This is a genomic window from Solirhodobacter olei, assembly GCF_004010155.1.
In the GTDB taxonomy this organism is placed as follows: Bacteria; Pseudomonadota; Alphaproteobacteria; order Rhodobacterales; family Rhodobacteraceae; genus Solirhodobacter; species Solirhodobacter olei.
Window position 1 is genome coordinate 258,433 of sequence record NZ_RRYH01000005.1, and the last position, 25,874, is coordinate 284,306.

The 25,874-nt window shown below is 67.8% G+C and carries 21 protein-coding genes and 1 pseudogene; 9 read left to right on the forward strand and 13 right to left on the reverse strand.

Annotated elements, in window-relative coordinates; all coding sequences use genetic code 11:
* Positions 1-58 precede the first annotated feature (58 nt).
* Both EIP85_RS05405 and EIP85_RS05410 read right to left on the reverse strand, forming a co-directional pair.
* Positions 59-250 carry a PLDc N-terminal domain-containing protein gene (locus EIP85_RS05405; RefSeq protein ID WP_127901135.1) on the reverse strand — a complete coding sequence of 64 codons (192 nt, stop codon included), beginning with the start codon at positions 248-250 and terminating at the stop codon, positions 59-61.
* Between the two features lie 59 nt (positions 251-309).
* Positions 310-483 carry a DUF1328 domain-containing protein gene (locus EIP85_RS05410; protein ID WP_127901136.1) on the reverse strand — a complete coding sequence of 58 codons (174 nt, stop codon included), beginning with the start codon at positions 481-483 and terminating at the stop codon, positions 310-312.
* A gap of 283 nt (positions 484-766) precedes the next feature.
* Here EIP85_RS05410 and EIP85_RS05415 point away from each other — a divergent pair, with 283 nt between their 5' ends.
* From EIP85_RS05415 to EIP85_RS05445, 7 genes and pseudogenes are all read left to right on the forward strand, one after another.
* Positions 767-1,444 carry a winged helix-turn-helix domain-containing protein gene (locus EIP85_RS05415; RefSeq protein WP_127901137.1) on the forward strand — a complete coding sequence of 226 codons (678 nt, stop codon included), beginning with the start codon at positions 767-769 and terminating at the stop codon, positions 1,442-1,444.
* Positions 1,431-2,795 carry a sensor histidine kinase gene (locus EIP85_RS05420; protein WP_127901138.1) on the forward strand — a complete coding sequence of 455 codons (1,365 nt, stop codon included), beginning with the start codon at positions 1,431-1,433 and terminating at the stop codon, positions 2,793-2,795. The genes EIP85_RS05415 and EIP85_RS05420 overlap by 14 nt, the downstream gene beginning before the upstream one ends.
* Positions 2,796-2,884: 89 nt before the next feature.
* Positions 2,885-3,487, forward strand: coding sequence for a hypothetical protein (locus tag EIP85_RS05425; protein ID WP_206615467.1), 603 nt, complete (start codon positions 2,885-2,887; stop codon positions 3,485-3,487).
* 1 nt (position 3,488) lies between these two features.
* Positions 3,489-4,151, forward strand: coding sequence for an ABC transporter ATP-binding protein (locus EIP85_RS05430; protein ID WP_127901139.1), 663 nt, complete (start codon positions 3,489-3,491; stop codon positions 4,149-4,151).
* A complete protein-coding gene (locus tag EIP85_RS05435) occupies positions 4,144-4,821 on the forward strand; it encodes an ABC transporter ATP-binding protein (RefSeq protein WP_127901140.1) in 678 nt (225 codons plus the stop codon). Before EIP85_RS05430 ends, EIP85_RS05435 begins: the two co-directional genes overlap by 8 nt.
* The gene (locus EIP85_RS05440) at positions 4,818-7,466 is read left to right on the forward strand and encodes an ABC transporter permease (RefSeq protein ID WP_127901141.1); all 2,649 of its coding nucleotides are present in this window, start codon (positions 4,818-4,820) and stop codon (positions 7,464-7,466) included. Before EIP85_RS05435 ends, EIP85_RS05440 begins: the two co-directional genes overlap by 4 nt.
* 295 nt (positions 7,467-7,761) lie before the next feature.
* Positions 7,762-8,616 (forward strand): annotated as a pseudogene (locus EIP85_RS05445) (aminomethyltransferase family protein); the annotation flags it as partial.
* Between the two features lie 245 nt (positions 8,617-8,861).
* Here the strand turns inward: EIP85_RS05445 and EIP85_RS05450 are convergent.
* From EIP85_RS05450 to EIP85_RS05480, 7 genes are read right to left on the reverse strand one after another with little or no spacing between them, the layout of a single operon-like run.
* Positions 8,862-9,383: a DUF2478 domain-containing protein gene (locus EIP85_RS05450; protein ID WP_127901142.1), complete on the reverse strand. Its 522-nt coding sequence runs from the start codon at positions 9,381-9,383 to the stop codon at positions 8,862-8,864.
* Positions 9,384-9,408: 25 nt separating this feature from the next.
* Complete coding sequence (locus EIP85_RS05455) at positions 9,409-10,245, reverse strand: peptidylprolyl isomerase (protein WP_127901143.1); 837 nt, start codon at positions 10,243-10,245, stop codon at positions 9,409-9,411.
* A gap of 5 nt (positions 10,246-10,250) precedes the next feature.
* Positions 10,251-11,009 carry a respiratory nitrate reductase subunit gamma gene (gene narI, locus EIP85_RS05460; RefSeq protein WP_127901144.1) on the reverse strand — a complete coding sequence of 253 codons (759 nt, stop codon included), beginning with the start codon at positions 11,007-11,009 and terminating at the stop codon, positions 10,251-10,253.
* A gap of 11 nt (positions 11,010-11,020) precedes the next feature.
* Positions 11,021-11,731, reverse strand: coding sequence for a nitrate reductase molybdenum cofactor assembly chaperone (narJ, locus tag EIP85_RS05465; protein WP_127901145.1), 711 nt, complete (start codon positions 11,729-11,731; stop codon positions 11,021-11,023).
* Entirely contained in the window at positions 11,728-13,248 is a 1,521-nt protein-coding gene (gene narH / locus EIP85_RS05470; protein WP_127901146.1) for a nitrate reductase subunit beta, read from the reverse strand. Before narH ends, narJ begins: the two co-directional genes overlap by 4 nt.
* 1 nt (position 13,249) lies before the next feature.
* Entirely contained in the window at positions 13,250-16,978 is a 3,729-nt protein-coding gene (locus EIP85_RS05475; RefSeq protein ID WP_127901147.1) for a nitrate reductase subunit alpha, read from the reverse strand.
* Positions 16,979-16,991: 13 nt separating this feature from the next.
* On the reverse strand, positions 16,992-19,721 hold the full coding sequence (locus EIP85_RS05480) for a nitrate/nitrite transporter (RefSeq protein WP_127901148.1): 2,730 nt from the start codon (positions 19,719-19,721) through the stop codon (positions 16,992-16,994).
* A gap of 246 nt (positions 19,722-19,967) precedes the next feature.
* Between EIP85_RS05480 and EIP85_RS05485 the strand changes: the two genes are divergently transcribed.
* Entirely contained in the window at positions 19,968-20,666 is a 699-nt protein-coding gene (locus EIP85_RS05485) for a helix-turn-helix domain-containing protein (RefSeq protein WP_127901149.1), read from the forward strand.
* Here the strand turns inward: EIP85_RS05485 and EIP85_RS05490 are convergent.
* Both EIP85_RS05490 and EIP85_RS05495 read right to left on the reverse strand, forming a co-directional pair.
* Positions 20,663-21,862 carry an NnrS family protein gene (locus tag EIP85_RS05490; RefSeq protein ID WP_127901150.1) on the reverse strand — a complete coding sequence of 400 codons (1,200 nt, stop codon included), beginning with the start codon at positions 21,860-21,862 and terminating at the stop codon, positions 20,663-20,665. The genes EIP85_RS05485 and EIP85_RS05490 overlap by 4 nt on opposite strands.
* Positions 21,859-22,551, reverse strand: a complete 693-nt coding sequence (locus EIP85_RS05495; RefSeq protein ID WP_127901151.1) for a 5-formyltetrahydrofolate cyclo-ligase — start codon at positions 22,549-22,551, stop codon at positions 21,859-21,861. The genes EIP85_RS05490 and EIP85_RS05495 overlap by 4 nt, the downstream gene beginning before the upstream one ends.
* 270 nt (positions 22,552-22,821) lie before the next feature.
* Here EIP85_RS05495 and EIP85_RS05500 point away from each other — a divergent pair, with 270 nt between their 5' ends.
* Positions 22,822-23,238, forward strand: a complete 417-nt coding sequence (locus EIP85_RS05500; RefSeq protein ID WP_127901152.1) for an Rrf2 family transcriptional regulator — start codon at positions 22,822-22,824, stop codon at positions 23,236-23,238.
* On the opposite strand, the gene EIP85_RS05505 is transcribed toward EIP85_RS05500, so the two are convergent.
* The gene (locus tag EIP85_RS05505) at positions 23,235-24,047 is read right to left on the reverse strand and encodes a methyltransferase, TIGR04325 family (RefSeq protein WP_127901153.1); all 813 of its coding nucleotides are present in this window, start codon (positions 24,045-24,047) and stop codon (positions 23,235-23,237) included. The two genes, EIP85_RS05500 and EIP85_RS05505, sit on opposite strands and share 4 nt — an antisense overlap.
* A gap of 201 nt (positions 24,048-24,248) precedes the next feature.
* A complete protein-coding gene (locus tag EIP85_RS05510; RefSeq protein ID WP_127901154.1) occupies positions 24,249-25,769 on the reverse strand; it encodes a bifunctional aminoglycoside phosphotransferase/ATP-binding protein in 1,521 nt (506 codons plus the stop codon).
* Between the last annotated feature and the right edge of the window lie 105 nt (positions 25,770-25,874).

Here is a 25,874-nt window from a genome sequence, read left to right on the forward strand (position 1 = left end):
CATGCAAAAGGGGCGCCGCGCGGCGCCCCTTCTTTCGTATCCTGACCGGCGCACGCCCTCACATCCGCGCGGCGGCCCCGCGCGCGCCCAGCAGCAGCCACAGCAGCAGGCCGAGCACCGGCAGCAGCAGAACCACCAGCGCCCAGAGGAGCTTTGTCGTCACCGGCTGCGCCGAGCCGAGGATGGAGACCAGCGCCCAGATGTCGAGCACCAGGATGATGAGGCTGCCGATACCGCTGAGAGCGATCATGTCCGTTCCTTTCTTGGCGAAGGGAGGGGGTCAGGGGGAAGTCCGCGCGGTGCCGTGGATCAAAGCGGCGGTGTGCCCCGCAGCGCCCGTACGACCATGGCGACCACGAACAGGATGAGGAAAAGCACGAACAGGATCTGCGCGATCCCGGCCGAGGCCCCGGCGATACCGCCAAAGCCCATGGCCGCCGCAATCAGCGCGATGATGAGGAACGTCAGAGCCCAACCAAGCATGTCTGTCTCCTTCTCTTGATGACGCACGGCCCCGGGGACCGCGCCCTTGCGTCTGAGAGGAAAACGCGGGTCCCCGGGCGCCGGTTCCATGCAGACCCCTCGGCGGGCGGGATCCTGCCCCACGCGGGCCCGAGGGCGGCATCGGGACGACCGGAACCTGCCCCCGCATCGCGATTTACAAATAAGTAAGATACGAAGGCGGGATCGGATGTCTATGTATGGCCCTGCCGAACGACCCTGCCTTCGGGTCAAGGTCACAGGGCCCGGTGCAGACGAGAGGACGATGCGTATATTGCTGGTCGAAGATGACGCGGGGACCGCCGCATTCGTCGTGCGCGGCCTGCGCGAGGCGGGGCACGTCTGCGACCACCTCGCCGATGGCCAGGACGGCCTGTTTCACGCGGCGCGGGAAGATTACGACCTCGTCATCGCGGACCGCATGTTGCCGGGCCTCGACGGGCTCTCGATGGTCCGGGCTCTCAGGGGGGCCGGCAACCGGACGCCGGTCCTGTTCCTGACAGCCGTCGGAGGCGTCGATGATCGGGTCGAGGGGCTGGAGGCGGGCGGGGACGACTACCTGGTGAAGCCTTTCGCCTTTGCCGAGCTGATGGCCCGCGTGAACGCCCTCGCCCGGCGCCCGCCCCTGCAGCAGGTGCAGACCCTGCTGAAGGTGGCGGATCTGGAACTCGACCTCGTCCGCCGCACGGCGCGGCGGGCCGGACAGGAGCTGGACCTGCTGCCGAAGGAATTCACGCTGCTCGAGGTTCTGATGCGCAACGCGGGGCGCGTGGTGACCCGCACGATGCTTCTGGAACGGGTGTGGGATTTCCATTTCGACCCGAAGACTACCGTGGTGGAGACCCATATCAGCCGCCTGCGCGCGAAGATCGACAAGCCCTTCCCGGTCGCGCTTCTGCAGACGATCAAGAACGCCGGATACAGCCTCCGTGCTCCGCGATAGCTTTCTTCGCAGAACGCCGGTCCGCCTGGCGCTGGCGATCACGCTCCTTGTGGTGGTGGCCTATCTGCTGGCTGCGGCGACCACCTACGGTCTCATGCGGTCGGAGCTGATGCGGCGTCAGGACCAGCGCATTAACGACATCTTCGCCCTGATCTCGGCCAACACGGACCAGGGATCGCCACCGGATCTGGTCGAGGCGGTCAATGCCCAGATCGAAGCCGCGCGCGACAACAGCGGCGTCTACCAGCTGCGCGGGCCGCACGGGGCGGTGCTTGCCGGCAATATCCCCCCCGTCACGCTGCCCCTGGGGTGGTCCGACCAGAACCCGAGTGTCTTCGGCCGCTCTGGCGACGTGCCGTTCCGCGTGCGGGTCGGCAGGATCGGCGCGGACGAGCTGCTTGTCGGGCTCGACTACTCCGACGTCGATGCCCTGCGCGAGACGATCCAGACCGCGATGCTCTGGTCGTCGCTGTTCGCGCTGCTTGCAGCCATCGGCGGCGGTGGGTTCATCGCGATGCGGGTGCGCCGCAGGCTCGCCGTGGTGAAGCGCACGCTCGACCGCGTCGCCGATGGCGATCTGGCCGCGCGGCTTCCGCTCAGCGCCGCGGACGACGACATCGACCGCGTGTCCCGCCAGGTCAACGGCACGCTGGCGCGTCTTGCCACGGTGGTCGACGGGATGCGGCAGGTCAGCGCCAATATCGCGCATGACCTCAGAACCCCGCTCAACCGTCTCAGGATGCGCGTGTCCGAGGCGCTTGAGGCCGTGGAGCGGGGCGAGGACCCCCGCGCCGTGCTGGAGGCGGCGCTGCAGGAAAGCGACGCCATAGGCGATACGTTTTCCGCCCTGCTCCGGATTGCGCAGATCGAGGCCGGGGCCCGACGGGAGCGGTTTGCAGCGGTCGACCTCTCGAACCTGCTGGCCTCCGTCGTGGAGGTCTATGAAGACGTCGCCGAAGACGCAGGGATGGTGCTTGTGTCTTCCGGACTGGACCGGCCCGCCTGGGTCCGGGGCGACGCCGAACTTCTCGTGCAGTGCGTCGCGAACCTGATCGAGAACTCGATCCGCCACTGCCCGGCCGGCACAACCATTCGGGCGAGCCTTGAACGCTCGGGGCAGCAGATCATCGTCCTCGTCGCCGATGACGGCCCCGGCATTCCGGAGGAAGAGCGGTCGTTTGTACTGCAGCGGCTCTACCGGCTCCAGCGCAGCCGGACCACGCCCGGCTCGGGCCTCGGCCTGAGCCTTGTCAGGGCCGTCGCAGAGTTGCACGACGCCGACCTCCGGCTGGACGACGCGGCACCGGGCCTGGCGGTGCGGATCGTCTTTCGGCCCTCCCCGCAGTCCTGAGGCCGGCACTTACAGAGATGTAAGTCCTGCGCAAAGCCCCGGCCAATCCGGTTCTCCATATGGCCTTGCATGGAAGCAAGGAGAACCCCATGACCAAGCCGCAGAACCCGCCCCGCCGCATGGGCCGCACCGCCCTTCTCGCCGCGGCAATCGCATCGGTCGGCGTCTCGCCCCTCGTGGCCGCCCTTCCCGCCCAGGCGGAGAAGGCCGTGGCCCCGGAAAGGAACCCTCCGGGCGACATTCCGGACACGCAGGTCTTCATCACCTACCACAGCGCCGCTGGCGGCTATTCCCTGAAGGTGCCCGAGGGCTGGGCCCGCCGCGAGGCCGGTGCCGACGTGCAATTCGCCGCCAAGCTCGACGCCGTCGCGGTCAACGTGGAGCCGACCGCCACCGCGCCGACCGTCGCCTGGGTGAAATCGGCCTATGTCCCGGCGATGATAAAGGCCGGCCGCGCGGTCAAGGTCAGCGCGGTCTCCGCGGTCCACCTGCCCGGCGGAAACGCCGTCCGGATCGCCTATGCCGTGAACTCCGAACCGAACCCGGTGACTTCGAAACAGGTGCGGCTCGAGGCCAATCGCTACCTCTTCTTCAAGGGCGGGAAACGCGCCGCGCTCGACCTCACCGCCCCCTACGGCTCGGACAATGTCGACCAGTGGCGTCTGATGTCGCGCTCCTTCCGGTGGCGGTGACATGGCGGTTCTCGAAGCACATGAGCTCTACCGCTTCTATCACGTGGGCGACGAGGAGACGGCGGCGCTGCGTGGCGTCAGCCTGACCCTGAAGCCGGGGGAGATCGTCGCTGTCATGGGCCCCTCGGGCAGCGGGAAGTCGACCCTTCTGAACTGCCTTACCGGACTCGACGAGCCCGACGCCGGGCACGTCACGGTGGAAGACGCCCGCATGTCCCGCCGGCCAGAGGCGGAGAAGACCCGTCTGCGGAGCCGCGCCCTCGGCATCCTGATGCAGTCGGGCAATCTCTTCCCCCATCTCACGGTGGCAGAGAACCTTCGCTTCCAGATGCAGATGGCAGGCAAGTTCGACGCCGAACGCAGCTCGCGCCTGCTTCTTGGCGTAGGCCTTGCCCATCGTGCCACAGCGACGCCCGCCCGGCTTTCGGGCGGCGAGACCGCACGCGCCGGACTTGCCGTGACCCTTGCCGCCGACCCGCCAATCCTGATCGCCGACGAGCCCACGGCAGAGGTCGACGCCGCCACCGAGGGCCGGCTGATCGCGCAGTTCGAATCCCGCAGGAACGACGGGCTGGCTACCCTCATCGCCACGCATAGCGAGGCGCTGGCGCGCCGGGCCGACCGCATCATCCGCCTGCAAGATGGAAAGATTCAGCATGCTTGATTCACTCGTCGAGGCCGAGAACATCGCGAAAACTTACGACGGTGGCGAAGCGCCCGAAGTTCTTCGTGACATCTCCTGCAGGGTGCTGCCCGGCGACCGGATTGCCGTCGCCGGCCCGTCCGGAAGCGGCAAGTCGACCCTGCTTCACATCCTGGCCGGGCTGACCGCGCCAAGCCGCGGCACGGTCACATGGCCGCTCCTGGGTATCCGCGACGTGCTGATGCCGGCCCGCGTCCAAGTCGTCTTTCAATCGCCGAGCCTGTTCCCGCCGCTTGACGTCGCCGACAATATCGCCCTGCCGCTGCTGCTGGCAGGTCGCGGTGAGGGCGCGCGCGCGAAGGCGATGGACCTGCTTGCACGCTTCGGCATCGAGGAACTTGCCACCAAGCTTCCCGAGGAGCTTTCGGGCGGCCAGGCGCAACGGGTGTCGATGGCCCGCGCCCTGTCCATCGCGCCGGAGATGGTCCTGGCCGACGAGCCCACCGGCCAGCTCGACAGCGCTACCGCGCAGCGCTTCCTCGACACCGTCTTCGAGATTGCCGCCGAGGCCGGCACCGCGCTTGTGCTGGCCACCCATGATCCGGCGGTCGCAGGCCGGATGAGCCGGGTCTGGATGATCGACCACGGCTCCCTTTTCGTTCGCTCCCAATCCGACGGAGAAACCGCATGATGCGCCTCTGGCTCGCCGGCCTGTTCCGGCATCGCTTCGCCCGGGTGGCCGGGACCACCCTCGGCATCGCCCTCACTGTCGCGCTGATCGCGGTGCTCGGCTTCTTCCTCGTCGGCAGTTCGGCCTCGATGACATCGCGCGCCGTCGCAGGCGTTCCGATCGACTGGCAGGTGGAAGCCGTCCCCGGCGCAGATCTTGCCGCCATCCGGACCGCGATCGACAAGGCCGCGCCGGTCACGACGGTCGACAAGGTGCTTTATGCCGGCACGGCCGGTTTCCAGGCCACCACCGGCCAGACGGTACAGACCACCGGACCGGGCAAGGCCCTTGGCATCGGCGCGCTCTACCAGGCTGATTTTCCGAAGGAAATCCGCCTTCTCTCGGGGTCGCTAAAAGGGGTCCTGATCGCGCAGCAGACTGCATCAAACCTGCATGTCGGGCCCGGCGACCAGGTCTCGATCCTGCGTCCCGGGCTGACCCCGGTCAGCGTGACCGTCACCGGCGTGGTCGACCTGCCGGATGCCGATTCCCTGTTCCAGGGCATCGGCCTGCCGAAGCAGGCCAAGCCCCAGGCCCCGCCGGACAACGTGCTGCTCCTTCCCAGCGCGCAGTGGCACCAGGTCTTCGATGCGCAGTCGGCCGCACGGCCCGGCACCACGCGTACCCAGTTTCACGTTCGCCTCGAACACGGCCGGCTGCCGTCGCAGCCGACGGCTGCCTTCACCGATGTCACCGCCGCCGCCCATAACCTGGAGGCGCGGGTGGCCGGACAGGCGCTGGTCGCCAATAACCTCGGGGCGCGTCTCGATGCCGTGCGGGGCGACTCGCTTTACGCGATGGTCCTGTTCCTGTTCCTTGGACTGCCGGGGATCGCCATCGCCGCCGCCGTCACCGCGGGCGTCGGCGCCAGCGGGGCGGACCGGCGGCGGGCAGACCGGGCGCTTCTGCGCATCCGCGGCGCGACGTCGCGCCGGATCCTCGGCCTCGCCGCGGTCGAGCCGATCCTTGCGGCCGTCGCGGGCGGGGCCATCGCGCTGGCCGCCGCCGCGGGCTTCGCCCGGCTGGCGCTTCCATCCTTCTCCGCCGGCGCGGCCCTTGGCTCCGGCCTCGGCGCGCTGGCTGCGGGCTTTGCCCTGGCGTTCGCCGTCCTGCTGTTGCCGGTGGCCCGCGCGCTTCGCCGGGACGTCACCGGCGACCGGCGATCGGTCGGACGGCCCGACACCCCGTGGTGGCAGCGCGCCTGGCTCGACCTGCTCCTTCTGGCCGCGGCTGGCCTTCTGTTCTGGCAGACGGCCAACACGGGCTACCAGATCGTGCTGGCCCCCGAGGGCGTGCCGGCGACCTCGGTCGACTACAAGGCCTTCATCGCGCCGACGCTGTTCTGGGCGGGCTCCGCGCTCTTCCTGGGCCGGATCGTCTCGGTCGCGCTGGCCCGCGGCCTTGGCCCCGTGCGGTGGATCACGATCGCCACCTCGGGCCCGCTGGCCCCGGTCGTCCGCCGCGCGCTGACCCATCAGCGCCGCCGGATCACGCTTGGCGTCGCGATGACGGCGCTGGCCATCGCCTTCGGCACCTCCACGGCGATCTTCAACGCCACCTATGCCGGCCAGGCCCGCGTCGATGCCGAACTCACCAACGGGGCCGACGTCACCGTCTTCGGCACCATGGCGCATCCGGCCAGCCCCCAGCGCGACGCGATCAAGGACCTTCCCGGCATCCGCGCCATCGTGCCCATGCAGCACCGCTACGCCTATGTCGGCACCGACCTGCAGGACCTCTTCGGCATCAACCCGGCCACGATCAACCAGGCCACGCACCTGTCGAACGCCTATTTCCGCGGCGCTAGCGCCCGCCGGATCATGGAGCGGCTGAAAAGCACGCCCGATGGCGTCCTCGTGTCCGAGGAAACGGTCAAGGACTTCCAGCTTTCCCTCGGCGACCGCATCAATTTGCGGCTGATGAATGCGAAGGACCACCAGTACCACACGGTGCCCTTCCATTTCATCGGCGTTGCCCGCGAATTCCCCACGGCACCGAAGGACAGCTTCCTTGTCGCCAATGCGTCCTATGTCGCCAAGATGACGGCGGATCCGGCGGCAGAGGATCTGCTGGTCCGTGCCAGCGGGGATTCGGCAGCGCTTGCCCGGGCGATCGGCACCAGGCTCGCCGGCCAGCCCGGTCTCACGGTGAAGGATATCGGAAGCGTGACGCATATCATCGGCTCCAGCCTCACCTCGGTGAACCTCGCCAGCCTGACCACGATCGAACTCGCCTTCGCTGTGCTGATGGCGGCAGCCTCCGCCGGGCTGATGCTGGCGCTCGGCTTCAATGACCGGCGGCGCGCCTTCGCGATCCTCACCGCGATCGGCGCCAGGCCGCGTCAGCTCAGGGCGTTTCTCTGGGCCGAGGGCGGGCTGGTGTTCTGGCTCGGCAGCCTGCTGGGCCTTCTGATCGGCACGATCGTGGCCTGGATGCTGGTGAAACTGCTGACCGGGGTCTTCGACCCGCCGCCGGAGACGCTGATCCTGCCGCTGGCCTATATCGGGGCGATGCTCCTCGCGGTCGGGGCCTCCGTCATCGCGGCGGTCCGGCTGACCCATGCGGGCGAGCGCAAGCAGGTCACCGAGATGCTGCGAGAGCTTTGAGGGCGGGGGGCGGCACCCATCCCGCCCCCCCAAGCCCGGGCGCGCCCTGCCTGACGCGCCCGGGCCCTTCGCCCCGACCGATACCGGGTGCGAAGGCGCGGCGCGCGTGATAGCCCATCGCGCAACGCCAGCAGGAGAACACATCATGGCATTCGAGATCGCCATCGGGCCGAACATCCGCAAGTCGGCCTATTTCGACGCCACGCTGCGCGATGGGGTGCGCAGCTTCTCGGTCTACAACCACATGTACATCCCCGGCCACTTCGGAGACCCCGATGGCGAATACGACCGGCTGATGAACGGCGTGGCGATGTGGGACGTGGCCGCGCAGCGGCAGGTCGAGCTGGCAGGCCCCGATGCGGGGCGCCTGGCCCAGATGCTGACGCCACGCAACCTGGCGACGACGCGGATCGGCCAGGGGCGCTACGTGCCGCTCTGCGACCATGACGGATGGCTCATCAACGATCCCGTCCTTCTGAAGCTGGCCGAGGACCGCTACTGGCTGTCGGTCGCCGACAGCGACATCCACCTTTGGGCGCTGGCCGTCGCCCGCGGCGCCGGGCTCGACGTTGCGGTTCGGGAACCCGACGTCTCGCCGCTGGCGATCCAGGGGCCGAAGGCGGTGGGCGTGGCGGCCGCGCTCTTCGGGGACTGGGTGCGCGAGTTGAAGTATTTCGGCTTCCGCCAGACCGCGCTGGGGGACATTCCCTTGGTGCTGGCGCGGTCGGGCTGGTCGAAGCAGGGGGGCTATGAGCTTTACCTTCAGGACCGCTGCCGCGGCGTCGAGCTCTGGGACCGGGTGAAGGCGGCGGGCGCGCCCTTCGGCATCGGGCCGGGCGCCCCCAACGACATAGAGCGTCTCGAAAGCGGGCTGATCTCCTACGGGGCCGACATGCGGGTGCAGGACCGGCCCGTGACGCCCTACGAGATGGGCTTCGGGCCGCTGATCGACCTCGAAGCGGGGCACGACTTCATCGGACGCGCTGCCCTGACCGCGCAGGCGGCAACCGGCCCGGCACGGCGCCGGACCGGGCTTTTCGTCGAGGGGGCGCCCCTGCCCCCCGGCCATCCGGTCGATCTGCGACGGGGGGAAGAGCTTGTGGGCTTCGTGAGCGAGATCGCCTGGTCACACCGCCTTGACCGGACGATCGGCGTGGGGCTGGTGCGTGCCGGGATCGGCGACGATGCGACCGGGCTGACAATCGCTCTGCCCGACGGCGCGCCGGGTAGAACTGACCGGACTGCCCTTCATCGCGTAGCGGTCAGCGGCGGGGTTGGGGGCCGGGTTGGGGCGCACTGCGGCCGACCGCGGCAGCGGCCAGACCATGCCCTTGCGGACGGCTCCCGGTTGGTAGGGGGCCGCCGCGTCACCGGCCCCGCCTGCGTTCCCGATCTTCAGCCCCCGGCCGCGAGGGCACAGTCCGCGGCATCGCAGACCCAGGCGCAAAGGGTATCAAGATCCGGCTCCAGCTGCGTGGCCACACCTTCGGTGAACGCTTCGAACGCAGGCTCGTTCAACCCGTTCAGCCCCACCAGCACAGGGATACCCCGGCCCAGCGCCTCGGCGATCACGGCGCGAAAGCCCCGCCCCTCTGCCTCATGCTTGCCGAACTTGTTGACGATGAGGACGTCGGCACCGCCGACCCGCGCTTCGGTCAGCCCGACCGCCGTCTCAAGCGCCTGCGGATCGAGACGGCACCCGCGGGACGCCCGGCCCAGGGCCTGCGAGATGCGGATCACCGGACCATCGGGCAGCACCTTCACGTCCATGTCGCAGGGGCCGCTGTCGGCCCGTTCGGAATTGGTCTGCACCGTTCCGCAAAGGCGCAGGCCCCGCGCCTCCAGCCGCTCGGCGAGCCGGGAGAGCAGGAGGTCGGTGTCGCCCCGGCCGGGGGACTTGGTGCAGGCGATCTTCATGGGGGCGGTCCTTCCCTGCCGGATGTCAGTTGCTTGCGCTGGGTCGTGGCGCGGCTTCGTCACTGCCCGAAGAGACGGAGAGCCCGTCGACCCCGCGAACCTCTGCCGCCGCCACGAGCCGGGCGACCAGATCGCGCGCCGCGCGGGCCCAGGCGGCCTTCTCCAGCGCCTCGGCAAGACGCGGGCGGACGACCTCGAATGGCAGCTCTCGCCCCTCGGCCTGTGCGTCGAGCCGGATCAGGTGCCAGCCGTGGCGGGTCAGCACCGGTTCGGCCGTCAGTTCGCCCTCAGCGAGCCGCCGCAGCGCGGCCTCGAACTCTGGCACGGTGTCGCCCGGGCCAAGCTGGCCCAGCGCGCCGCCGGCGCTGCGCGACCCGCAGTCGCTTTCCTTTGCCGCAAGGCCGGCGAAGGCCCCCGGTTCGGCCGAGAGCCGCGCGGCCAGCGCTTGGGCCCGGGCCTGCGCCGCGGCGCGGGCCGCCTCGTCCTGTGGGTCGCAGGCGCAGAGGATGTGCGAGACCTCCCAGAGGGGCGCGGAGCGGAAGCGCGAAGGGTCGCGGGCCCAGGCGGCGTGGATCTCGCCCTCCGTCGGGGCGGCGGCCTCGGCCTCGACGAGGGCGCGGATCAGCGCCTCCTCCTCGGTCTCATGCAGTCCGGCGCCCAGCGCCTCGGGCTCGGCCACGAGACCGCGCCGCCGCGCCTCCTGCAGAAGGAGGGCACGGACGGCAAGCGCCCGCGCGGCGGCGCGCCAGGCCAGACCCGGCTTCTCCCGCGGCGCGGGATGGTTCTGCGCCTCGGCGGCGATGAGCGCCTGCGGCACCACCTCGCCGTTGACGGTCACTTCGGGAAAGAATGCGGCACCCATGACAGTCACTCCGCCGGTTTCGCAGCGGGGCGGACCGCCGCCCTGTGCGCCTTGGGCCGCGAAGCATCGGGGCGGGCGGCAAGCGGCACCGTCCGGCGCGAGCGCACGATCTGGTAGCCCGGCCGCCAGAGGTAGCGGACGGGAGCCGAGAGCATGTGAACGAGGCGCGAGAACGGGAACAGGATGAATATCGTCAGGCCCAGGAAGATATGCGCCTGGAAGATCGGCGACGCGCCGGCCGTGTAGCTCGCCGCGTTCGGGTCGAGGGTGAAGATGCCCTGCGCCCAGCGCATGAACTTCACCATCTCGGTTCCGTCGATATGTTGGGCGGAGACGAAGATGGTGGAGAGGCCGAGGGTGATCTGCACCAGAAGCAGCGCCAGGATCAGGATGTCCATCGGGTTCGAGGTGGCGCGGATGCGCGGATCGTAAAGCCGGCGGTGGATCAGGATTGCCCCGCCCGCCAGCGCCATGACGCCCGCGACACCGCCGACGGCCATGGCGAGGATCTGCTTGGCCTCGTGCGGAATGTGCAGCGCCTCCAGCAGCCAGAGCGGGGTCAGCAGGCCGAAGAAGTGGCCGACGAAGATCGTCAGCACGCCGACGTGGAACAGGATCGAGCCGAGGATGAGCTGGCGCCGCCTGAGGAGCTGCGACGAGGAGCTCTTCCAGGTGAAGGGGTCGCGTTCATAGCGCGCGACCGAGCCGATCAGCAGCACCGAAAGCGCGATGTAGGGATAGATGCCGAAGATGAAGTTGTGCATGTCCGCCTCCGTCATGCCGCGGGCGCGGGGGTTACGGGAATGTCCATCCGGGCGAGCATGTCGCGGCTCGCCGGACAGCCGGCATTGGGGTCGGGGCCGAAGGTGACCTCCGTCTCTTCCCACACCGCGTCGAGCGCGGCGAGGTCGTCGGGGTCGGTCTCCGGCTCGGCAACCAGCTCCGCCACCGCCTCGCGGTCAGCGGCGGGGCCGGCGATCTGCAGCAGCGCGGCGAAGACGGCGGCATAGGCGCTCTCGCGCCGGGTGAGCCGGGCGTCCAATGCCTCGAGGATATGCGCGGCCTCCGCCAGCGTGTCCCGCGCCTCGGCTTCGGAGCGCGTAGCCAGGAACTCCAGCAGCAGCGGCAGGTGGTCCGGCAGCTCCCAACCTGTCGGCTCGAAGCCGCCGGCGCGGTACATCTCCAGCAGGTCGACCATTGCGCCGCCGCGGTCGCGGCTTTCGCCGTGGATATGCTCGAAGAGATTGAGCGAGAGCGTGCGCGAGCGGTCGAAAAGCGCGACGTAGCGTTCCTGCAGCTCGTAGAGGTCCCCCTGCCCCAGCGCCTCGACAAGCGGGCGCAGCTCGCGCCTAGCCTGGCCGGTCAGCCGGGTCTCGGCGGCCAGCGCCCCGCCGATCTCGGACATGGCCTGCTGCAGCTCGGCCGTGGGGTAGCTGAGGACAAGCGACAGGGCCTTCAGCGTGCGATCCCGGATGACCACGCTCATTTCATCGCCTCCGCCATGTTCAGGGGCCGCTTCTGCTTGCCGAAGAGCGAGCCCTTCGACATGCCGGTGGAGCAGCCGTTGCAATCGGTGAAGCCTTCGCCGGTGCGAATGTCGTAGGCGTTCTCCACCTGCTCGCGGTGGGTGGTGGGGATGACGAAGCGGTCCTCGTAATCCGCCAACGCCATGACCTTGTACATCTCCTCGATCACCCGGCCGGACAGGCCGGCGCGGGCTGCGATGCCCTCGTCGATCACCCCGTCCACTGTCTTGGCGCGCATGTAGGCCCGCATCGCCATCATCCGCTCCAGTGCCGAGACGACCGGCGCCTCGTCGCCCGCCGTCAGCATGTTGGCGAGGTAGCGGACCGGGATGCGCAGGCTCTTCACGTCGGGCATGCCGTTCGCGCCAAGCTTGCCCGCCTCTGCCGCGTTCTGGATCGGCGACAGCGGCGGGATGTACCAGACCATCGGCAGCGTCCGGTATTCGGGATGCAGCGGGAAGGCGACCTTCCACTCCATCGCCATCTTCCAGATCGGGCTGGCCTTGGCCGCGCGGAGCCAGTCCTCGGGAATGCCCTGTGCCCGCGCCTCGGCGATCACCTCCGGGTCATTCGGGTCGAGGAAGACGCCAAGCTGGGCGTCGTAGAGCTCCTGCTCGGTCGGCGCGTTGGCCGCGGTCTCGATCCTGTCGGCGTCATAGAGCATCACGCCGAGGTAGCGAATCCGGCCGACGCAGGTTTCCGAACAGACGGTCGGGTTGCCGCTCTCGATCCGCGGATAGCAGAGGGTGCATTTCTCCGACTTGCCCGTAGACCAGTTGTAGTAGACCTTCTTGTAGGGGCAGCCCGAAACGCACATCCGCCAGCCGCGGCACTTCTCCTGGTCGATCAGGACGATGCCGTCCTCCTCGCGCTTGTAGATAGCGCCCGAGGGGCAGGAGGCGGCGCAGGCCGGGTTCAGGCAGTGCTCACAGAGCCGGGGGAGATACATCATGAAGGTGTTCTCGTATTCCCCGTAGATCTCCTTCTGCACGCCCTCGAAATTGTAGTCCTGCGAGCGTTTCGAGAACTCGCCGCCCAGGATCTCCTCCCAGTTCGGTCCCTTCTCGATCTTCTCGATCCGCTCGCCGGTAATCTTCGAACGCGGGCGCGCGGTCGGGAAGGCCTCCATCTCGGGGGCCGATTTCAGGTGGTCGTAGTCGTAGTCGAACGGCTCGTAGTAGTCGTCGATCTCCGGCAGGTCGGGGTTGGCGAAGATGTTCGCAAGGATCCGCCACTTGGCGCCCTGCCGGGGCTGAAGCTTGCCGGACTTCGTGCGGACCCAGCCGCCGTTCCAGCGCTTCTGGTTCTCCCAGTCGGTGGGATAGCCGGTGCCGGGCTTGGTCTCGACGTTGTTGAACCAGGCGTATTCGACGCCATCACGGCTGGTCCACACGTTTTTGCAGGTGACCGAGCAGGTGTGACAGCCGATGCATTTGTCGAGGTTCAGCACCATGCCGATCTGTGCGCGTATCCTCATCTCAGGCCTCCTTCGCCGGCCGGTCCAGCCAGTCCACGTTCTGCATCTTGCGGACGATCACGAACTCGTCCCGGTTGGAGCCGACGGTGCCGTAATAGTTGAACCCGTAGGCCAGCTGGGCGTAGCCGCCGATCATGTGGGTGGGCTTCAGCACCGCGCGGGTGACGGAGTTGTGGATGCCGCCCCGCTTGCCGGTCCTCTCCGAGCCGGGGGTATTCACGATCTTCTCCTGCGCGTGGTACATGAAGGTGGTGCCGTCCTTGATCCGCTGGCTCACCACTGCCCGCGCCGTCAGCGCGCCGTTGGCGTTGTAAAGCTCGATCCAGTCGTTGTCGGCGATCCCCGCCCTGGCGGCGTCATTTTCCGAAATCCACACCACCGGCCCGCCGCGGTTCAGCGTGAGCATCAGCAGGTTGTCGGTGTAGGTGGAGTGGATGCCCCATTTCTGGTGCGGCGTGATGAAGTTCAGCACGACGTGCGGCGTATCTTCCTTCGCGTCGCGGTTCACCTCGGCGGTGATGGTCTTGAGGTCCACCGGAGGCCGCCATGCCACGAACCCCTCGCCGAAGGCCCGCATCCAAAGGTGGTCCTGGTAAAGCTGCTGGCGTCCGGTCAGCGTCCGCCACGGGATCAGCTCGTGGACGTTGGTATAGCCCGCGTTGTAGCAGACCGTCTCGCTCTCGATCCCCGACCAGGTGGGGGAGGAGATGATCTTCCTCGGCTGGGCGGCGATGTCGCGGAAGCGGATCTTCTCGTCTTCCTTCGCCTCGGCGAGGTGCTTGTGGTCACGCCCCGTCGTCTGGCCGAGGGCGTCCCAGGCCCTCACGGCGACCTCGCCGTTGGTCTCCGGCGCGAGCATCAGGATGACCTCGGTCGCGTCGATGTCGGAGACGATCTTGGCGCAGCCCTTGGCCGGCCCGTCGAGCCATTCGCCGTTGAGCTTGCGGAGCGCCTCGACCTCGGCTTGGGTCTTCCAGCCGATGCCCTTGCCGCCGTTGCCGAGCTTGTCCATCAGCGGCCCGAGCGCCACGAAGCGGTCGTAGATCGCGCCGTAGTCGCGTTCGACGGCGATGTAGGCCGGCGCGGTCGTGCCGGGGATCAGCTCGCACTCGCCGGCCTTCCAGTCCCGCACCTCGCCCTGGGCCAACTCGCCCACGGTGTCATGCTGGATCGGCAGGGCGACCACGTCGGTCTCCTTGCCCAGCACCTCGGGCGCGACCTCCTGGAAGGTCTTCGCGATGGTCTTGAAGATCTCCCAGTCCGACCGGCTTTCGTAGGCCGGGTCCACCGCCGCCTGCAGCGGGTGGATAAACGGGTGCATGTCCGAGGTGTTGAGGTCGTTCTTCTCGTACCAGCTCGCCGTCGGCAGCACGATGTCGGAATAGACCGCCGTCGTGCTCATCCGGAAATCGAGCGTCACGAGGAGGTCCAGCTTTCCCTCCGGCGCCGCATCATGCCAGGCGGCTTCCTTCGGCTTCTGCCGGCCCTCCTGCCCGAGGTCCTTCCCGAGCACCCCGTTGTCGGTGCCAAGCAGGTGGCGCAGGAAATACTCGTGCCCCTTGCCGGAGGAGCCAAGCAGGTTCGACCGCCAGACGAAGAGGTTCCGCGGCCAGTTCTCCGGCGCGTCGGGATCCTCGCAGGACATCTGCAGCGAACCCGACTTCAGCCCGGCCGCCACGTAGTCTTTCACCTCCTGCCCCGCCGCCTTCGCGGCCCTGGCCACCTCCAGCGGGTTGGTCTTTAGCTGCGGCGCAGAGGGCAGCCAGCCCATCCGCTCGGCGCGGATGTTGTAGTCGATCAGGCTGACGTTCCAATCGCCCTTGGGCGCGGTGGGCGAGAGAATCTCATCCGCCGTCACCGTCTCGTAGCGCCACTGGTCGGCATGGGCATAGAAGGCCGATGTGCCATTCATCTGCCGCGGCGGCCGGCTCCAATCCAGCGCGAAGGCGAGCGGCAGCCAGCCGGTCTGCGGGCGAAGCTTCTCCTGCCCCACGTAGTGCGACCAGCCTCCGCCGGACTGGCCAACGCAGCCGCACATCACCAGCATGTTGATGACGGCACGGTAATTCATGTCCATGTGGTACCAGTGGTTCATCCCGGCGCCGATGATCACCATAGACTTGCCCTGGGTCTTCTCAGCGTTCTCCGCGAACTCTCGGGCGACGTGGATGATCCGGTCCGCCGGCACGCCGGTGATCTTCTCCGCCCATTTCGGGGTGCCCGGCACGTCGGCGTTGAAGTCGTCCGTCACCCAGTCGCCGCCGAGGCCGCGGTCGAGCCCGTAGTTGGCGCAGAAGAGGTCGAAGACGGTGGTGACAAGCGCCTCGCCATCCTTCGTGGCGATGCGGCGGGCGGGGATGTTGCGGGTCAGCACATCCGGGCGGGTGTCGCCGGTGGTGAAGGCCGCCGTGGCCTTGCCGCCGAAATAGGGGAAATCGACGCCGACGACCTGGTCATGGTCGGTGTCGCCGACCAGCGTCATCCGCAGCCGCGCCTCCCTGCCCGCGGCCTTTTCCTCCAGGTTCCACTTGCCCTTCTCGCTCCACCGGAAGCCGACAGAGCCGTTCGGCGCGACGAGTTCACCGGTGCCTTCGTTGAAGGCGAGCGTCTTCCAGTCGGGGTTGTTGGTCTCGCCCAGCGTGCCGTCGAGGTCGGCGGCGCGCAGGAAACGGCCGGGGACGAGGCGGCCGTCCTGCTCGTCAAGACGGACGAGCATCGGCATGTCGGAATACTTGCGGCAGTAGTTCTCGAAATACTCGGCCTGCCGGTCGAGGTGGAACTCCCGCAGGATCACGTGGCCGAAGGCAATGCCGAGCGCGGCGTCGGTCCCGGCCTTGGGATTCAGCCAGAGGTCGCCGAACTTCGCCGCCTCCGAATAGTCAGGGCTGATGACCGTGGACTTGGTGCCGCGATAGCGCGCCTCGGTGTAGAAATGCGCATCCGGCGTCCGCGTCTGCGGCACGTTGGAGCCCCAGAGGATCAGGTAGCCGGCGTTATACCAGTCCGCGCTTTCGGGAACGTCGGTCTGCTCGCCCCAGGTCTGGGGCGAGGCCGGCGGCAGGTCGCAGTACCAGTCGTAGAACGACAGACACGTGCCGCCCAGAAGGCTCAGGTAGCGCGCGCCGGCGGCATAGGAGACCATCGACATCGCGGGGATCGGCGAGAAGCCGAAGATCCGATCCGGCCCCCAGGTCTTCGCGGTATGGGCATTGGCGGCGGCGACGATCTCGGTCGCCTCCTGCCAGCTCGCACGGACCAGGCCGCCCTTGCCCCGGATCTTCGTATAGCTTGCCCGCTTCGCCGGGTCGGCCTGGATCGCGGCCCAGGCTGCGACCGGCGATTTCGTCTTTCGCTCCTCGCGCCAGAGCTTCAGCAGCCGGCCGCGGATCAGCGGCGTCTTCACCCGGTTTGCGGAGTAGAGATACCAGCTGTAGCTCGCCCCCCGCGCGCAGCCGCGCGGCTCGTGGTTGGGCAGGCCCACCCGCGTCCGCGGGTAGTCGGTCTGCTGGGTCTCCCAGGTGACGATCCCGGACTTCACGTAGATCTTCCACGAGCAGGAGCCGGTGCAGTTCACCCCGTGGGTGGAGCGGACGATCTTGTCGTGCCGCCAGCGCGAGCGGTAGGTCTCCTCCCAGGCGCGGCTCTCGCGCGTTACCTGGCCATGGCCGTCGGCGAACTGCTCCAGTTCCTTCGACTGGAAGAAGTTCAGCCGGTCCAGAAGATGGCTCATCGCGTTTCCTTTCTCATTGTGCCGGGGTCGCGAGGCCGCGCCCGCGCTCGATGTCGTGCAGCAGCCCGCCGCGCCGCGTGTAGAAGGCCCAGGTCAGCACCAGGCAGAGCACGTAGAAGCCGAGGAAGGCCCAGAGCGCGCCCACCGGCGAGCCGGTCATGGCCAGCGACGATCCGTAGGCCTTCGGGATGAAGAACGCCCCATAGGCCGCGATCGCGCTGGTGAAGGCGATGATGGCCGCGCTTTCGCGTTCCACCTGCCGCTGGCGGGCGGCGCCGGTGAGGTTCGGCATCAGCTTCGGGATCTCGCGCCCCATGATGATCGGGATCATCTGGAAGGTGGAGGCGTTGCCCACCCCGGTCAGGAAGAACAGCGCCATGAAGGAGCTGAAGAAGCCCCAGAAGGCGCCGGGCTGCGTCCGGATGCCAAGGAAGAAGATCACCGAGGCGGTGGCCGCGATCATCCCGAGGAAGGTCCAGAAGGTGACCCGCCCGCCGCCGAACCGGTCGGAGATCCAGCCGGTGCCCGCGCGGCTCAGCGCGCCGACGAGCGGGCCGAGGAAGACGAACTGCAGCGCGTTCACGTCGGGGAACATCAGCTTCGTCAGCAGCGGGAAGCCCGCCGAGTAGCCGATGAAGCTGCCGAAGGTGCCGGTGTAGAGGATCGACATGATCCAGTTGTCGCGGCGCGAGAAGATGATCGCCTGCTCGGCAAAGCTCGCCTTCGCATCCGCGATGTCGTCCATCCCCAGCCAGGCCGCGACGGTCGAGATCAGGATGAACGGCACCCAGATGAAGCCCGCGTTCTGCATGAACAGTTCGCCGCCCTTTGTCAGCGTCTGCGGTGCGCCGCCCATCGTGCCGAAGACGCCGGCAGTGATGACGATCGGGACGAGGAACTGCATCACCGAGACGCCGAGGTTGCCGAGGCCCGCGTTGAGCGCCAGCGCGTTGCCCTTCTCCGCCTTCGGGAAGAAGAACGCGATGTTGGCCATCGACGAGGCGAAGTTGCCGCCACCGAAGCCGCAGAGCAGCGCGAGGACCAGGAAGATGACGTAGGGCGTCGCCGGGTTCTGCACCGCGTAGCCGATGCCGATAGCCGGCAGCAGCAGCGAAGCGGTGGAGAGGGTCGTCCACAACCTGCCGCCGAAGATCGGAACCATGAAGCTGTAGAAGATCCTCAGCGTCGCGCCCGAAAGCCCCGGCAGCGCCGCCAGCCAGAACAGCTGCCCCGGCGTGAAGTCGAAACCGATGGCCGGCAGCTTGGCGACGACGACCGACCAGACCATCCAGACGCAGAAGGCCAGAAGCAGCGCCGGGATCGAGACCCAGAGGTTGCGCCGGGCGATCCGTCGGCCCTTCGCCTGCCAGAAGACCGGATCCTCGGGCTGCCAGTCGGCCAGCGCCCCGTGGCCCATCGCCTCGGCCGTCTCGGCGGTATGGATCGGTTGCATCTCCGGCAGCTCCGGCAGGGCCGAGAGCTCCGTCCCGTGCGCCTTACGCTCCATCGCGCGGATCGAGAAGTGCATCCAGACGAGCGCCGTACCTACGATCAGGAACATGATCGCGAAGCAGGAGGTGTAGATGCCGGTCAGGTCCAGCGCCGCGCCGAAGAGGATCGGCAGGACGAAGCCACCAAGCCCACCGATCATCCCGACGAGGCCGCCGACCGCGCCCACGTGATCGGGATAGTAGACCGGGATGTGCTTGTAGACCGCCGCCTTGCCCAGGCTCATGAAGAAGCCGAGCACGAACAGCACCAGCAGGAACGGCACCAGGTCGATCCGGGTCGAGAAGGAGATCGGCCCGGTCGCGCCGTGGATCACGTAATCCGTCGACGGGTAGGACAGCATGAACAGAAGGAGCGCGCCGAAGCCGAGGCTCCAGTACATCACCGCCCGCGCGCCGAACCGGTCGCTCAGATGCCCGCCATAGGCGCGGAAGATCGAGGCCGAGAGACCGAAGAGCGCGGCGCCGAGGCCGGCGGTCCGGATGTCGACGTGGTAGACGGCGACAAGGTAGTGCGGCGTCCAGAGCGCGAGCGCGACGAAGCCACCGAAAACGAAGAAATAGTAGAGCGAGAAGCGCCAAACCTGCAGGTTCTTGAGCGGCGCCAGCTGTTCGGCCAGGCTCGGGCCGCGGGCGCCAGTGCTGCGGCGCGCGAGGTGCTCCGGATCGTCCTTCGCAAAAAGGAAGAACGCCACGGCCATTGCCGTCAGCACGCCCGCCCAGACATGCGCCACGCCATGCCAGCCCATCGCCACCATGACGAAGGGCGCCGCGAAGGTCGTCAGGGCGGCGCCGACGTTGCCCGCCCCGAAGATGCCGAGCGCGGTACCCTGCCGGGCGGCGGAGAACCAGCGGCTGACATAGGCGATGCCGACGATGAACGACCCGCCGGCGAGGCCCACGCCCAGCGCGGCCACCAGGAACATCGGATAGGTCGAGACGTAGGTCAGCGCCCATGTCGCCGCCGCCGTCAGCAGCATCTGAAGCGTGAAGATGATCCGGCCGCCGAAGCGCTCGGTCAGGATGCCGAGGAAGATGCGCGAGACCGAGCCCGTCAGGACCGGCGTCGCCACCAGGATGCCGAACTGCAGCTCGTCGAGCGACAGCTCCTTCTTTATCTCGATGCCGATGATGGAAAAGATCGTCCACACTGCGAAGCAGATGGTGAAGGCGATCGTGCTCAGTCCCAGGGCGCGGTTCTGATCCGCGCGTGGAATCTGGCCAGCGTTATGCATGTCCGTCCCTCCGTAAGGGCCGCCCGGGGAGGCCGGGCCAGCTGGCACCTCACTCGCCGGGAACGCCGGGGGCGGACTTGATTTGGATCAGAAATGGAATAAAACCATGTAAAATAAATGGCTTAGCAAAAAACATCATGCGCGGCAAAAGCATCGGTCAAGCCCCGGACAACATCCGTTTATCGGAGGGTTGACAAGCTCGTGAGGTCGGCTTGATAATTGTCAATCAAGGGCTTGGGGGCCGACGTGCTATCGCGAGATTTTCCGGAGATTCGAGAGCTCCCGCTGTTCCGGGAGATCGAGGAGGCGCATTTCGAGGCGCTGATGCGCGGCGCCTATCTGCAGACCTTCCCCCCTCAGGTCGAGCTGATCCGCGAAGGCGATCCGAGCGATTTCCTGCATATCGTCGTTGAGGGGATGGTCGAAATGTTTGCCGCCTGGAACGGGCGGGAGACGGTGATGGAAACGGTCAGCCCGGTAGCCGCCTTCATCGTCGCGGCCACGGTCCGCGACGCGCCCTACCTGATGTCGGCCCGGACGGTCCTGCGATCCCGGATCGTCCTGATCCCGTCGCAGGACGTGCGCAATGTCTTCGCCGCCGATCCGGCCTTCGCCCGTGCCGTGGTGACCGAACTGGCCGAACGCTACAGGGGCGTGGTGAAGCACACCAAGGAACTGAAGCTGCGCAACTCTCTGGAACGGCTCGCGAATTACCTGCTTCGCCTGCAAACCCTGACGGGCGGAGCGGAGGAGTTCGACCTCCCGATCGAAAAGCGCCGCCTCGCGGCTTACCTCGGCATGACGCCGGAGAATCTGAGCCGGGGTCTGCGCAGCCTCGAAGCGCATGGCGTGACGAACGACGGGGCCCGGATCGTGATCGGAAGCGCGGAGGCCCTGCGAAAGCTGGCGCGGCCGACGCCTCTGATCGACGACACCTCCCTTTAGCGGCGTTTGCCCGGCGACGCGTGCAGCAGGAGCGGCCCGTAAAGGATGGCATAGCCCGCGAAGGCGCCGATCCAGGCGGCCCCGGCAAGATGGTAGAGAGGCATTGCGACCCCTGGCAGCACCCCTGCGGCCAGGCGTGCCAGCACCGCGACGATCAGCGCAAGGTAGACGGCCACCGTTCCCGGTCCCGCCGTCAGCGCCTGCCCGGTGTGCCCGAGGGTCGCCCGCGTCATCACCGCCAACGTCATCAGCCCGACCGCACCCGCCATCCACAGATGCTGTCCCCCGGTGCCCATCACACCGGGCGCCACCGCCCCGACGGCTTCGGCCAGCGCACCGAGCGGCAGGAAGGCATAGGCCGCATGCAGCACCCAAACCAGGGGCTCGGCGAGCGTCAGCACCCCCAGCCAACGCCAGAGCCGGACGAGGTGCAATGTCCCGGCAAGGGCCAGCAGCGCGGCGGTCGGCCACCCTTTCGGCAGGGCGACCCACAGCACCAGCGCACAAAGCAGCGCGCCAAGCGCCAGCCTGTCGTAGCGCTGCATCGGGGCGGCGGGCAGCCGCGCCTCGCCCCGTCTTGCCAGCCAGTTCCGTGTGAAGGACGGCACGATCCGCCCGCCGATCAGCGCCACCATCATCAGCGCCGCCGCCAGCCCGAGCCGCAGCCCGTAGCCCTCGGCCGCGTATTCGCCCTGTGCCGCCTCCCAATGGAACAGCGCATTCGCCAGGATGAAGGTCGAAAGCAGGGCAAGCACGCCCAGGTTCCGCCAGTTCCGCCCGGCCACGATCTCGCGCCCGATGGCCATCGCGAAGACGACCGGGAAGGCCAGGTCGACACCTGCCGCCAGGGCTGGCGTCAGCACGGCCGACATCGCCACGGCCACGCGCCCGGCGACCCAAAGCGCGAAAAGCGCGGCAAGCGGGCGGCCGACGATGAGCAGGCGCCCGGTCCAGTTGGGCACCGCGGTGGTCAGGAATCCCGCGAGAACCGCGCCAAGATAGCCGAACAGGAATTCATGCGCGTGCCATGACACCGGATCGAAGGCCGTCGGCAGTGCCAGCGAACCGCTCAGCATCCCGATCCACAGCGCCATCGCCAGCGCCGCCCAGGCTGCGCCGCCAAGGAAGAAGGGCCGGAAGCCGTAGGTGAACAGCGCCGGCCCCCGCCAGGCGCGTATCTGCTCTGCCGTTGTCATGCGTTCTCTCTCAGCACCTGCACGCCCGCCTCCGTCACGATGGCGTCAAGCCGGATGTCATGCGGTTGAGGGTAGATGCTGGCCAGCCGCGCGCCCTGAAGGCCCACGCCAATCACGAAGGGCCGCGGCTGCATCGCGGCCAGCGTCCGGTCGAAATATCCCCCGCCGTAGCCGAGACGATAGCCCTCGCCATCCCAGCCGACCAGCGGAGCCAGCGCGATCCGGGGGCGGAGGCGGTCGGCCTCGGGCGGCGGCACGGGGATGTTCCATTCGCCGCGCACCATCCGCGTATCGGGCGTCCAGCGCCGGAAGACGAGCGGAGCGTGGCGCGTCTCGACGACTGGCAGGGCCACCGCCGCACCAGCCGCATGCCAGGCGGAGAGCAGCGGGCGCAGGTCCGGCTCGCTCTGGATCGGCCAGTAGCCCGAAAGGGTCAGGCCGTTCAGACTCGGGAAGCGGGCGGCGACCAGCCCCGCCACATGCGAGGCGAGCGCCTGCCCCACCGCCCTGAGCGCCGCAACGTCCTGCGACCGCCGCGCCGCCAGGAGCCGGTTCCGTTCCGCCCGCCGCCAGCGGGCCACATCGCGCGCCTGCGCCGGATCAACCGAAAGCGGGTCAAAATAGTCCGGTGCGATCTCTTTCGCGGCGCAGGGCGGCGACGCGTAGTCGCCCCGATCTTCGTCACTCATGGCGGGCTCCTCTTCGTCCGGCCACCGGCGCGGAGGTCTACTCCGGCCGGGCAGTCTGGCCAGCCAACCTCGGGGCGACATGTGGCACTGCCCGGTATAGTTCCTTTAATAAGCATTTCATATACCTATTGATGCCGCGAAGATGCGACCTTGCGCCCCACACTTATCTCCTGCCTTCTGGCACCCTCCCGTGACAACACGCTTTCGCCCCGGACATTCGCATCTTAATAAGATTCAAGAATACCCATTGGATAAGGGGGCCGGGACGCCATGCGCCTGACATCGTTCACCGACTACGGGCTACGCCTGCTGATGCGGTTGGCCGCATCGCCCGACCGCTCCCTCTCCACGGCAGAGCTGGCCCATGGCTTCGGCCTGTCGCGCAATCACGTGATGAAGATCGTCCAGCACCTCGCCCGTGCCGGCATCGTCGACACGCGCCGCGGCGGCGGCGGCGGTGTCCGGCTCGCCCGCCGCCCCGATGCGCTGCTGCTGGGAGAGCTGGTCCGGCTGCTGGAAGAGGGACAGGGGCTCGTCGAGTGCCTGTCTCCCGGCGGCGGAGCCTGCATCATTGACGGCCGATGCCGGCTGAAGGCACGCCTCTCGCGAGCCGAGGCCGCCTTCATCGCCGATCTCAATGACTCCACCCTGGCGGACATCGCCATGGCCGGGCCCACGTCGTTCTAAGCGGATCGCGCTTGTCCGCCGGCTGCGTCGTCCAGATGGAAATAGAAGCCAAGGTACCCGTTCACATCGCCTTCGTGGAAGAACGGGATCGGCATCTTCCGCCGATCCCGCCAGGCGTCGACGAGGCGGTACCCGATCGCCGTCATCGAACGAATGAACGCATCCTCGTTCTCGATACGATAGGGGACGGCATCGCTGCCGATATTCTGCACCGTGTAGAACGTGTCGGCCCCGCTCTGCATCGGCGTGCGGCTGATGAAAACATGCTCTGGCAGGAGATCGAGCTGCGAGAGCAGAGCGGGCAGCGAGGGCTCAAGGTACTGAAGCGCACCGCAGATCAGGAAGATGTCGGCCTCGCCCTTCATCTCTGACGTGAAGCTGAGTCCCGGGTAATTGCCGTTCTGCAACATCTCCTGACCCGCGGCGACGACGGCTGGCACCTCGCAAATCCGCCAGTTGAAATCGGCCGGAAACGGAATGAGCTCCCTGTAGCTGCCGTATTCCTTCGCCAGGCTCCCGCCGATGTTCAGGATCCGGACGCCGGGCCGGAGGATCGGGCGCATGTGAACCAGGATCGGGTAATCCCGTTCGGACAGGGAATGGATCTGGACGCCCTTTGGCGCGCTGAAGGTCAGAATATCCGTCTTCGTCCGAATGCGGTGGGCCGTCTGCGCCCCCGCCTTCGCCTCCTGCCAGGTCCTGTAAACCCCACGGCAGGCGGCGATGTTATTCGGATAAACCCGCCAGTACCGCCAGGCGTCTGCCGTGACGGGTGTCAGCTGGAACAGGGATTTTATGAATTCACGCATGAGCTTGGGGACCAGAGCGACGATGAGAGATGGCGCGTCAGCATGCCCGTCGCCGCGCCCGTGTCAACGCCTCTCCCCCGCGCCCGTGTCTTCTGCGAATCGATCGGACGTGGCACCGCCATCCCACGGATGCGGGACAGGGTCCGGCCCCACTCCCGAACCGTCTGCTCAATGATCCGCCGACTGCACGCAAGGCTGGCGTCAATTCGTGCCAAGGCCGAGCGCGGACCTCGCCTGCCCAAGCACGGTCTGCGGACATCCGGCGGCATCGATCCGGCGCCAGGCGATGGTGCCTGTGGGCTCATGCAATTGGTGGCGAACGACACTGGCATTCGCGTCTGACGCGCCCGGGGCCCGCAACTCCGCTCGCGCCAGCAACACGTCGGCAGGCGCTTCCAGCCAAAGGCCGGCGAAGGGCACGCCGGCCCGTTCGGCCACGGCCTCTGCGTCGGCACGAAGGACGGGATCGAGGAAGGTCGCGTCCAGCAGGACCGTCTGGCCGGCAGACAAGAGAGCCCCCGCTCGCGTGAAAAGCTGTTGATAAACAGCCGCGCGCCGTGCCGGTGCATAATCTGCCTCGGGCAGCCTCTCCTCCTCGGCGTGACCAGCCTTGCGTTCCAGGTCGGAGGATAGCCAGACGGCGCCCGGAAGCGCGCCCACCTTGGGTGCAAGGCCTGAGGCAAGCAGGCTCTTTCCGCTTGCGGAATAGCCTCCAATCGCGATCAGCCGCGCGGGCGGCGGCTCCAGCGCCCTGCCTGCCAAGGCAAGGAGAGCCCCTGCCTCTTCGGAAGAAGCTCCGGCGTGTCCTTGCGCGGCGTCGGTCTGCAACAGCACCATCGCCCGGATCGCGGCCCGCACGGAAAGAAAGAGCGGCAGCGCGGCCAGCCCCGAATCCTCTTTTCCCCGAAGGCTGCGCAGCCAGGCATCAAGCACCCTGCAGGCCGCACGCCAGTCACCGGAATGCCCAAGATCCATGAGAAGGAACGCAAGATCGTAGAGCACGTCGCAGGTGCCGAGCTCTTCCGAAAATTCGAGAGCGTCATAAAGCGCCGGGCGCCCGTCGAGCAAAACGATATTGCTGAGGTGCAGGTCGCCGTGCCCGCGCCGGACGTGCCCGCCCTGCCCTCGGACATCCAGAAACGCACGACGACGGGAAAGTTCGGTCTGCGCGGCCACCAGCCATCGCGCGGCCTGCTCCTTCTCTGCGTCCGCAGCGCCCGACAAGCCGGCGAACACGCGGTCGAGTTCGGCAAGGATGTCGTCGATCAGCCTGTCCCCGGAACGGCGGATGACGGGTGCCCCGGCGTGATAGGCGGCGATCGCCGCACCGGTCGCCGCCGCGAGCCTATCGGTAAATTCGCCCCGTGCCGTTACCTGATCGAGCTGATCGGCCTTGGGGAACCGCCTCATCCGCAGAACCCAGTCGACCGGGGGACCGATCCCTCCCAGCCGCAGCCCCCCCTCGCCACGCGTGATGGGGACCAGATCCCGGTAGAGTGTGGGGACGGACGGCTTGTTAAGGTCCAGCTCCCGCTGCAACAGCCGATGCCGCTGCTCGATCGTGCTCTGATCGACGTAATCGTAATGCACTGCGCGCTTCAGTTTCAGCGCCTCATCGCCGCCCAGAAAAACCATGGCGCAATGCGTTGCCACCACTTCGACCGGGCGGCCGCCAAAAGCTGCCGGCGAAGAGAGAAACCTGATGACGTCGGCCTGATCCATAGACCTTGCGCTCTCCCGCGAAGCCGAAGCCAGCCTAACCCGGTTCCGCGCTCCGGCGCATGATCGACATCAAGTGTGAAGAGTTCTGCTTGGGCTTGCGCAGTG

Excerpts from the sequence above, each read along its gene's own strand:
- EIP85_RS05405 (WP_127901135.1), bottom strand. The coding sequence starts at position 250 with ATGATCGCTCTCAGCGGTATCGGCAGCCTCATCATCCTGGTGCTCGAC.
- EIP85_RS05410 (WP_127901136.1), bottom strand. The coding sequence starts at position 483 with ATGCTTGGTTGGGCTCTGACGTTCCTCATCATCGCGCTGATTGCGGCG.
- EIP85_RS05415 (WP_127901137.1), top strand. The coding sequence starts at position 767 with ATGCGTATATTGCTGGTCGAAGATGACGCGGGGACCGCCGCATTCGTC.
- EIP85_RS05425 (WP_206615467.1), top strand. The coding sequence starts at position 2,885 with ATGACCAAGCCGCAGAACCCGCCCCGCCGCATGGGCCGCACCGCCCTT.
- EIP85_RS05430 (WP_127901139.1), top strand. The coding sequence starts at position 3,489 with ATGGCGGTTCTCGAAGCACATGAGCTCTACCGCTTCTATCACGTGGGC.
- EIP85_RS05435 (WP_127901140.1), top strand. The coding sequence starts at position 4,144 with ATGCTTGATTCACTCGTCGAGGCCGAGAACATCGCGAAAACTTACGAC.
- EIP85_RS05440 (WP_127901141.1), top strand. The coding sequence starts at position 4,818 with ATGATGCGCCTCTGGCTCGCCGGCCTGTTCCGGCATCGCTTCGCCCGG.
- EIP85_RS05450 (WP_127901142.1), bottom strand. The coding sequence starts at position 9,383 with ATGAAGATCGCCTGCACCAAGTCCCCCGGCCGGGGCGACACCGACCTC.
- EIP85_RS05455 (WP_127901143.1), bottom strand. The coding sequence starts at position 10,245 with ATGGGTGCCGCATTCTTTCCCGAAGTGACCGTCAACGGCGAGGTGGTG.
- narI (WP_127901144.1), bottom strand. The coding sequence starts at position 11,009 with ATGCACAACTTCATCTTCGGCATCTATCCCTACATCGCGCTTTCGGTG.
- narJ (WP_127901145.1), bottom strand. The coding sequence starts at position 11,731 with ATGAGCGTGGTCATCCGGGATCGCACGCTGAAGGCCCTGTCGCTTGTC.
- narH (WP_127901146.1), bottom strand. The coding sequence starts at position 13,248 with ATGAGGATACGCGCACAGATCGGCATGGTGCTGAACCTCGACAAATGC.
- EIP85_RS05475 (WP_127901147.1), bottom strand. The coding sequence starts at position 16,978 with ATGAGCCATCTTCTGGACCGGCTGAACTTCTTCCAGTCGAAGGAACTG.
- EIP85_RS05480 (WP_127901148.1), bottom strand. The coding sequence starts at position 19,721 with ATGCATAACGCTGGCCAGATTCCACGCGCGGATCAGAACCGCGCCCTG.
- EIP85_RS05490 (WP_127901150.1), bottom strand. The coding sequence starts at position 21,862 with ATGACAACGGCAGAGCAGATACGCGCCTGGCGGGGGCCGGCGCTGTTC.
- EIP85_RS05495 (WP_127901151.1), bottom strand. The coding sequence starts at position 22,551 with ATGAGTGACGAAGATCGGGGCGACTACGCGTCGCCGCCCTGCGCCGCG.
- EIP85_RS05500 (WP_127901152.1), top strand. The coding sequence starts at position 22,822 with ATGCGCCTGACATCGTTCACCGACTACGGGCTACGCCTGCTGATGCGG.
- EIP85_RS05505 (WP_127901153.1), bottom strand. The coding sequence starts at position 24,047 with ATGCGTGAATTCATAAAATCCCTGTTCCAGCTGACACCCGTCACGGCA.
- EIP85_RS05510 (WP_127901154.1), bottom strand. The coding sequence starts at position 25,769 with ATGGATCAGGCCGACGTCATCAGGTTTCTCTCTTCGCCGGCAGCTTTT.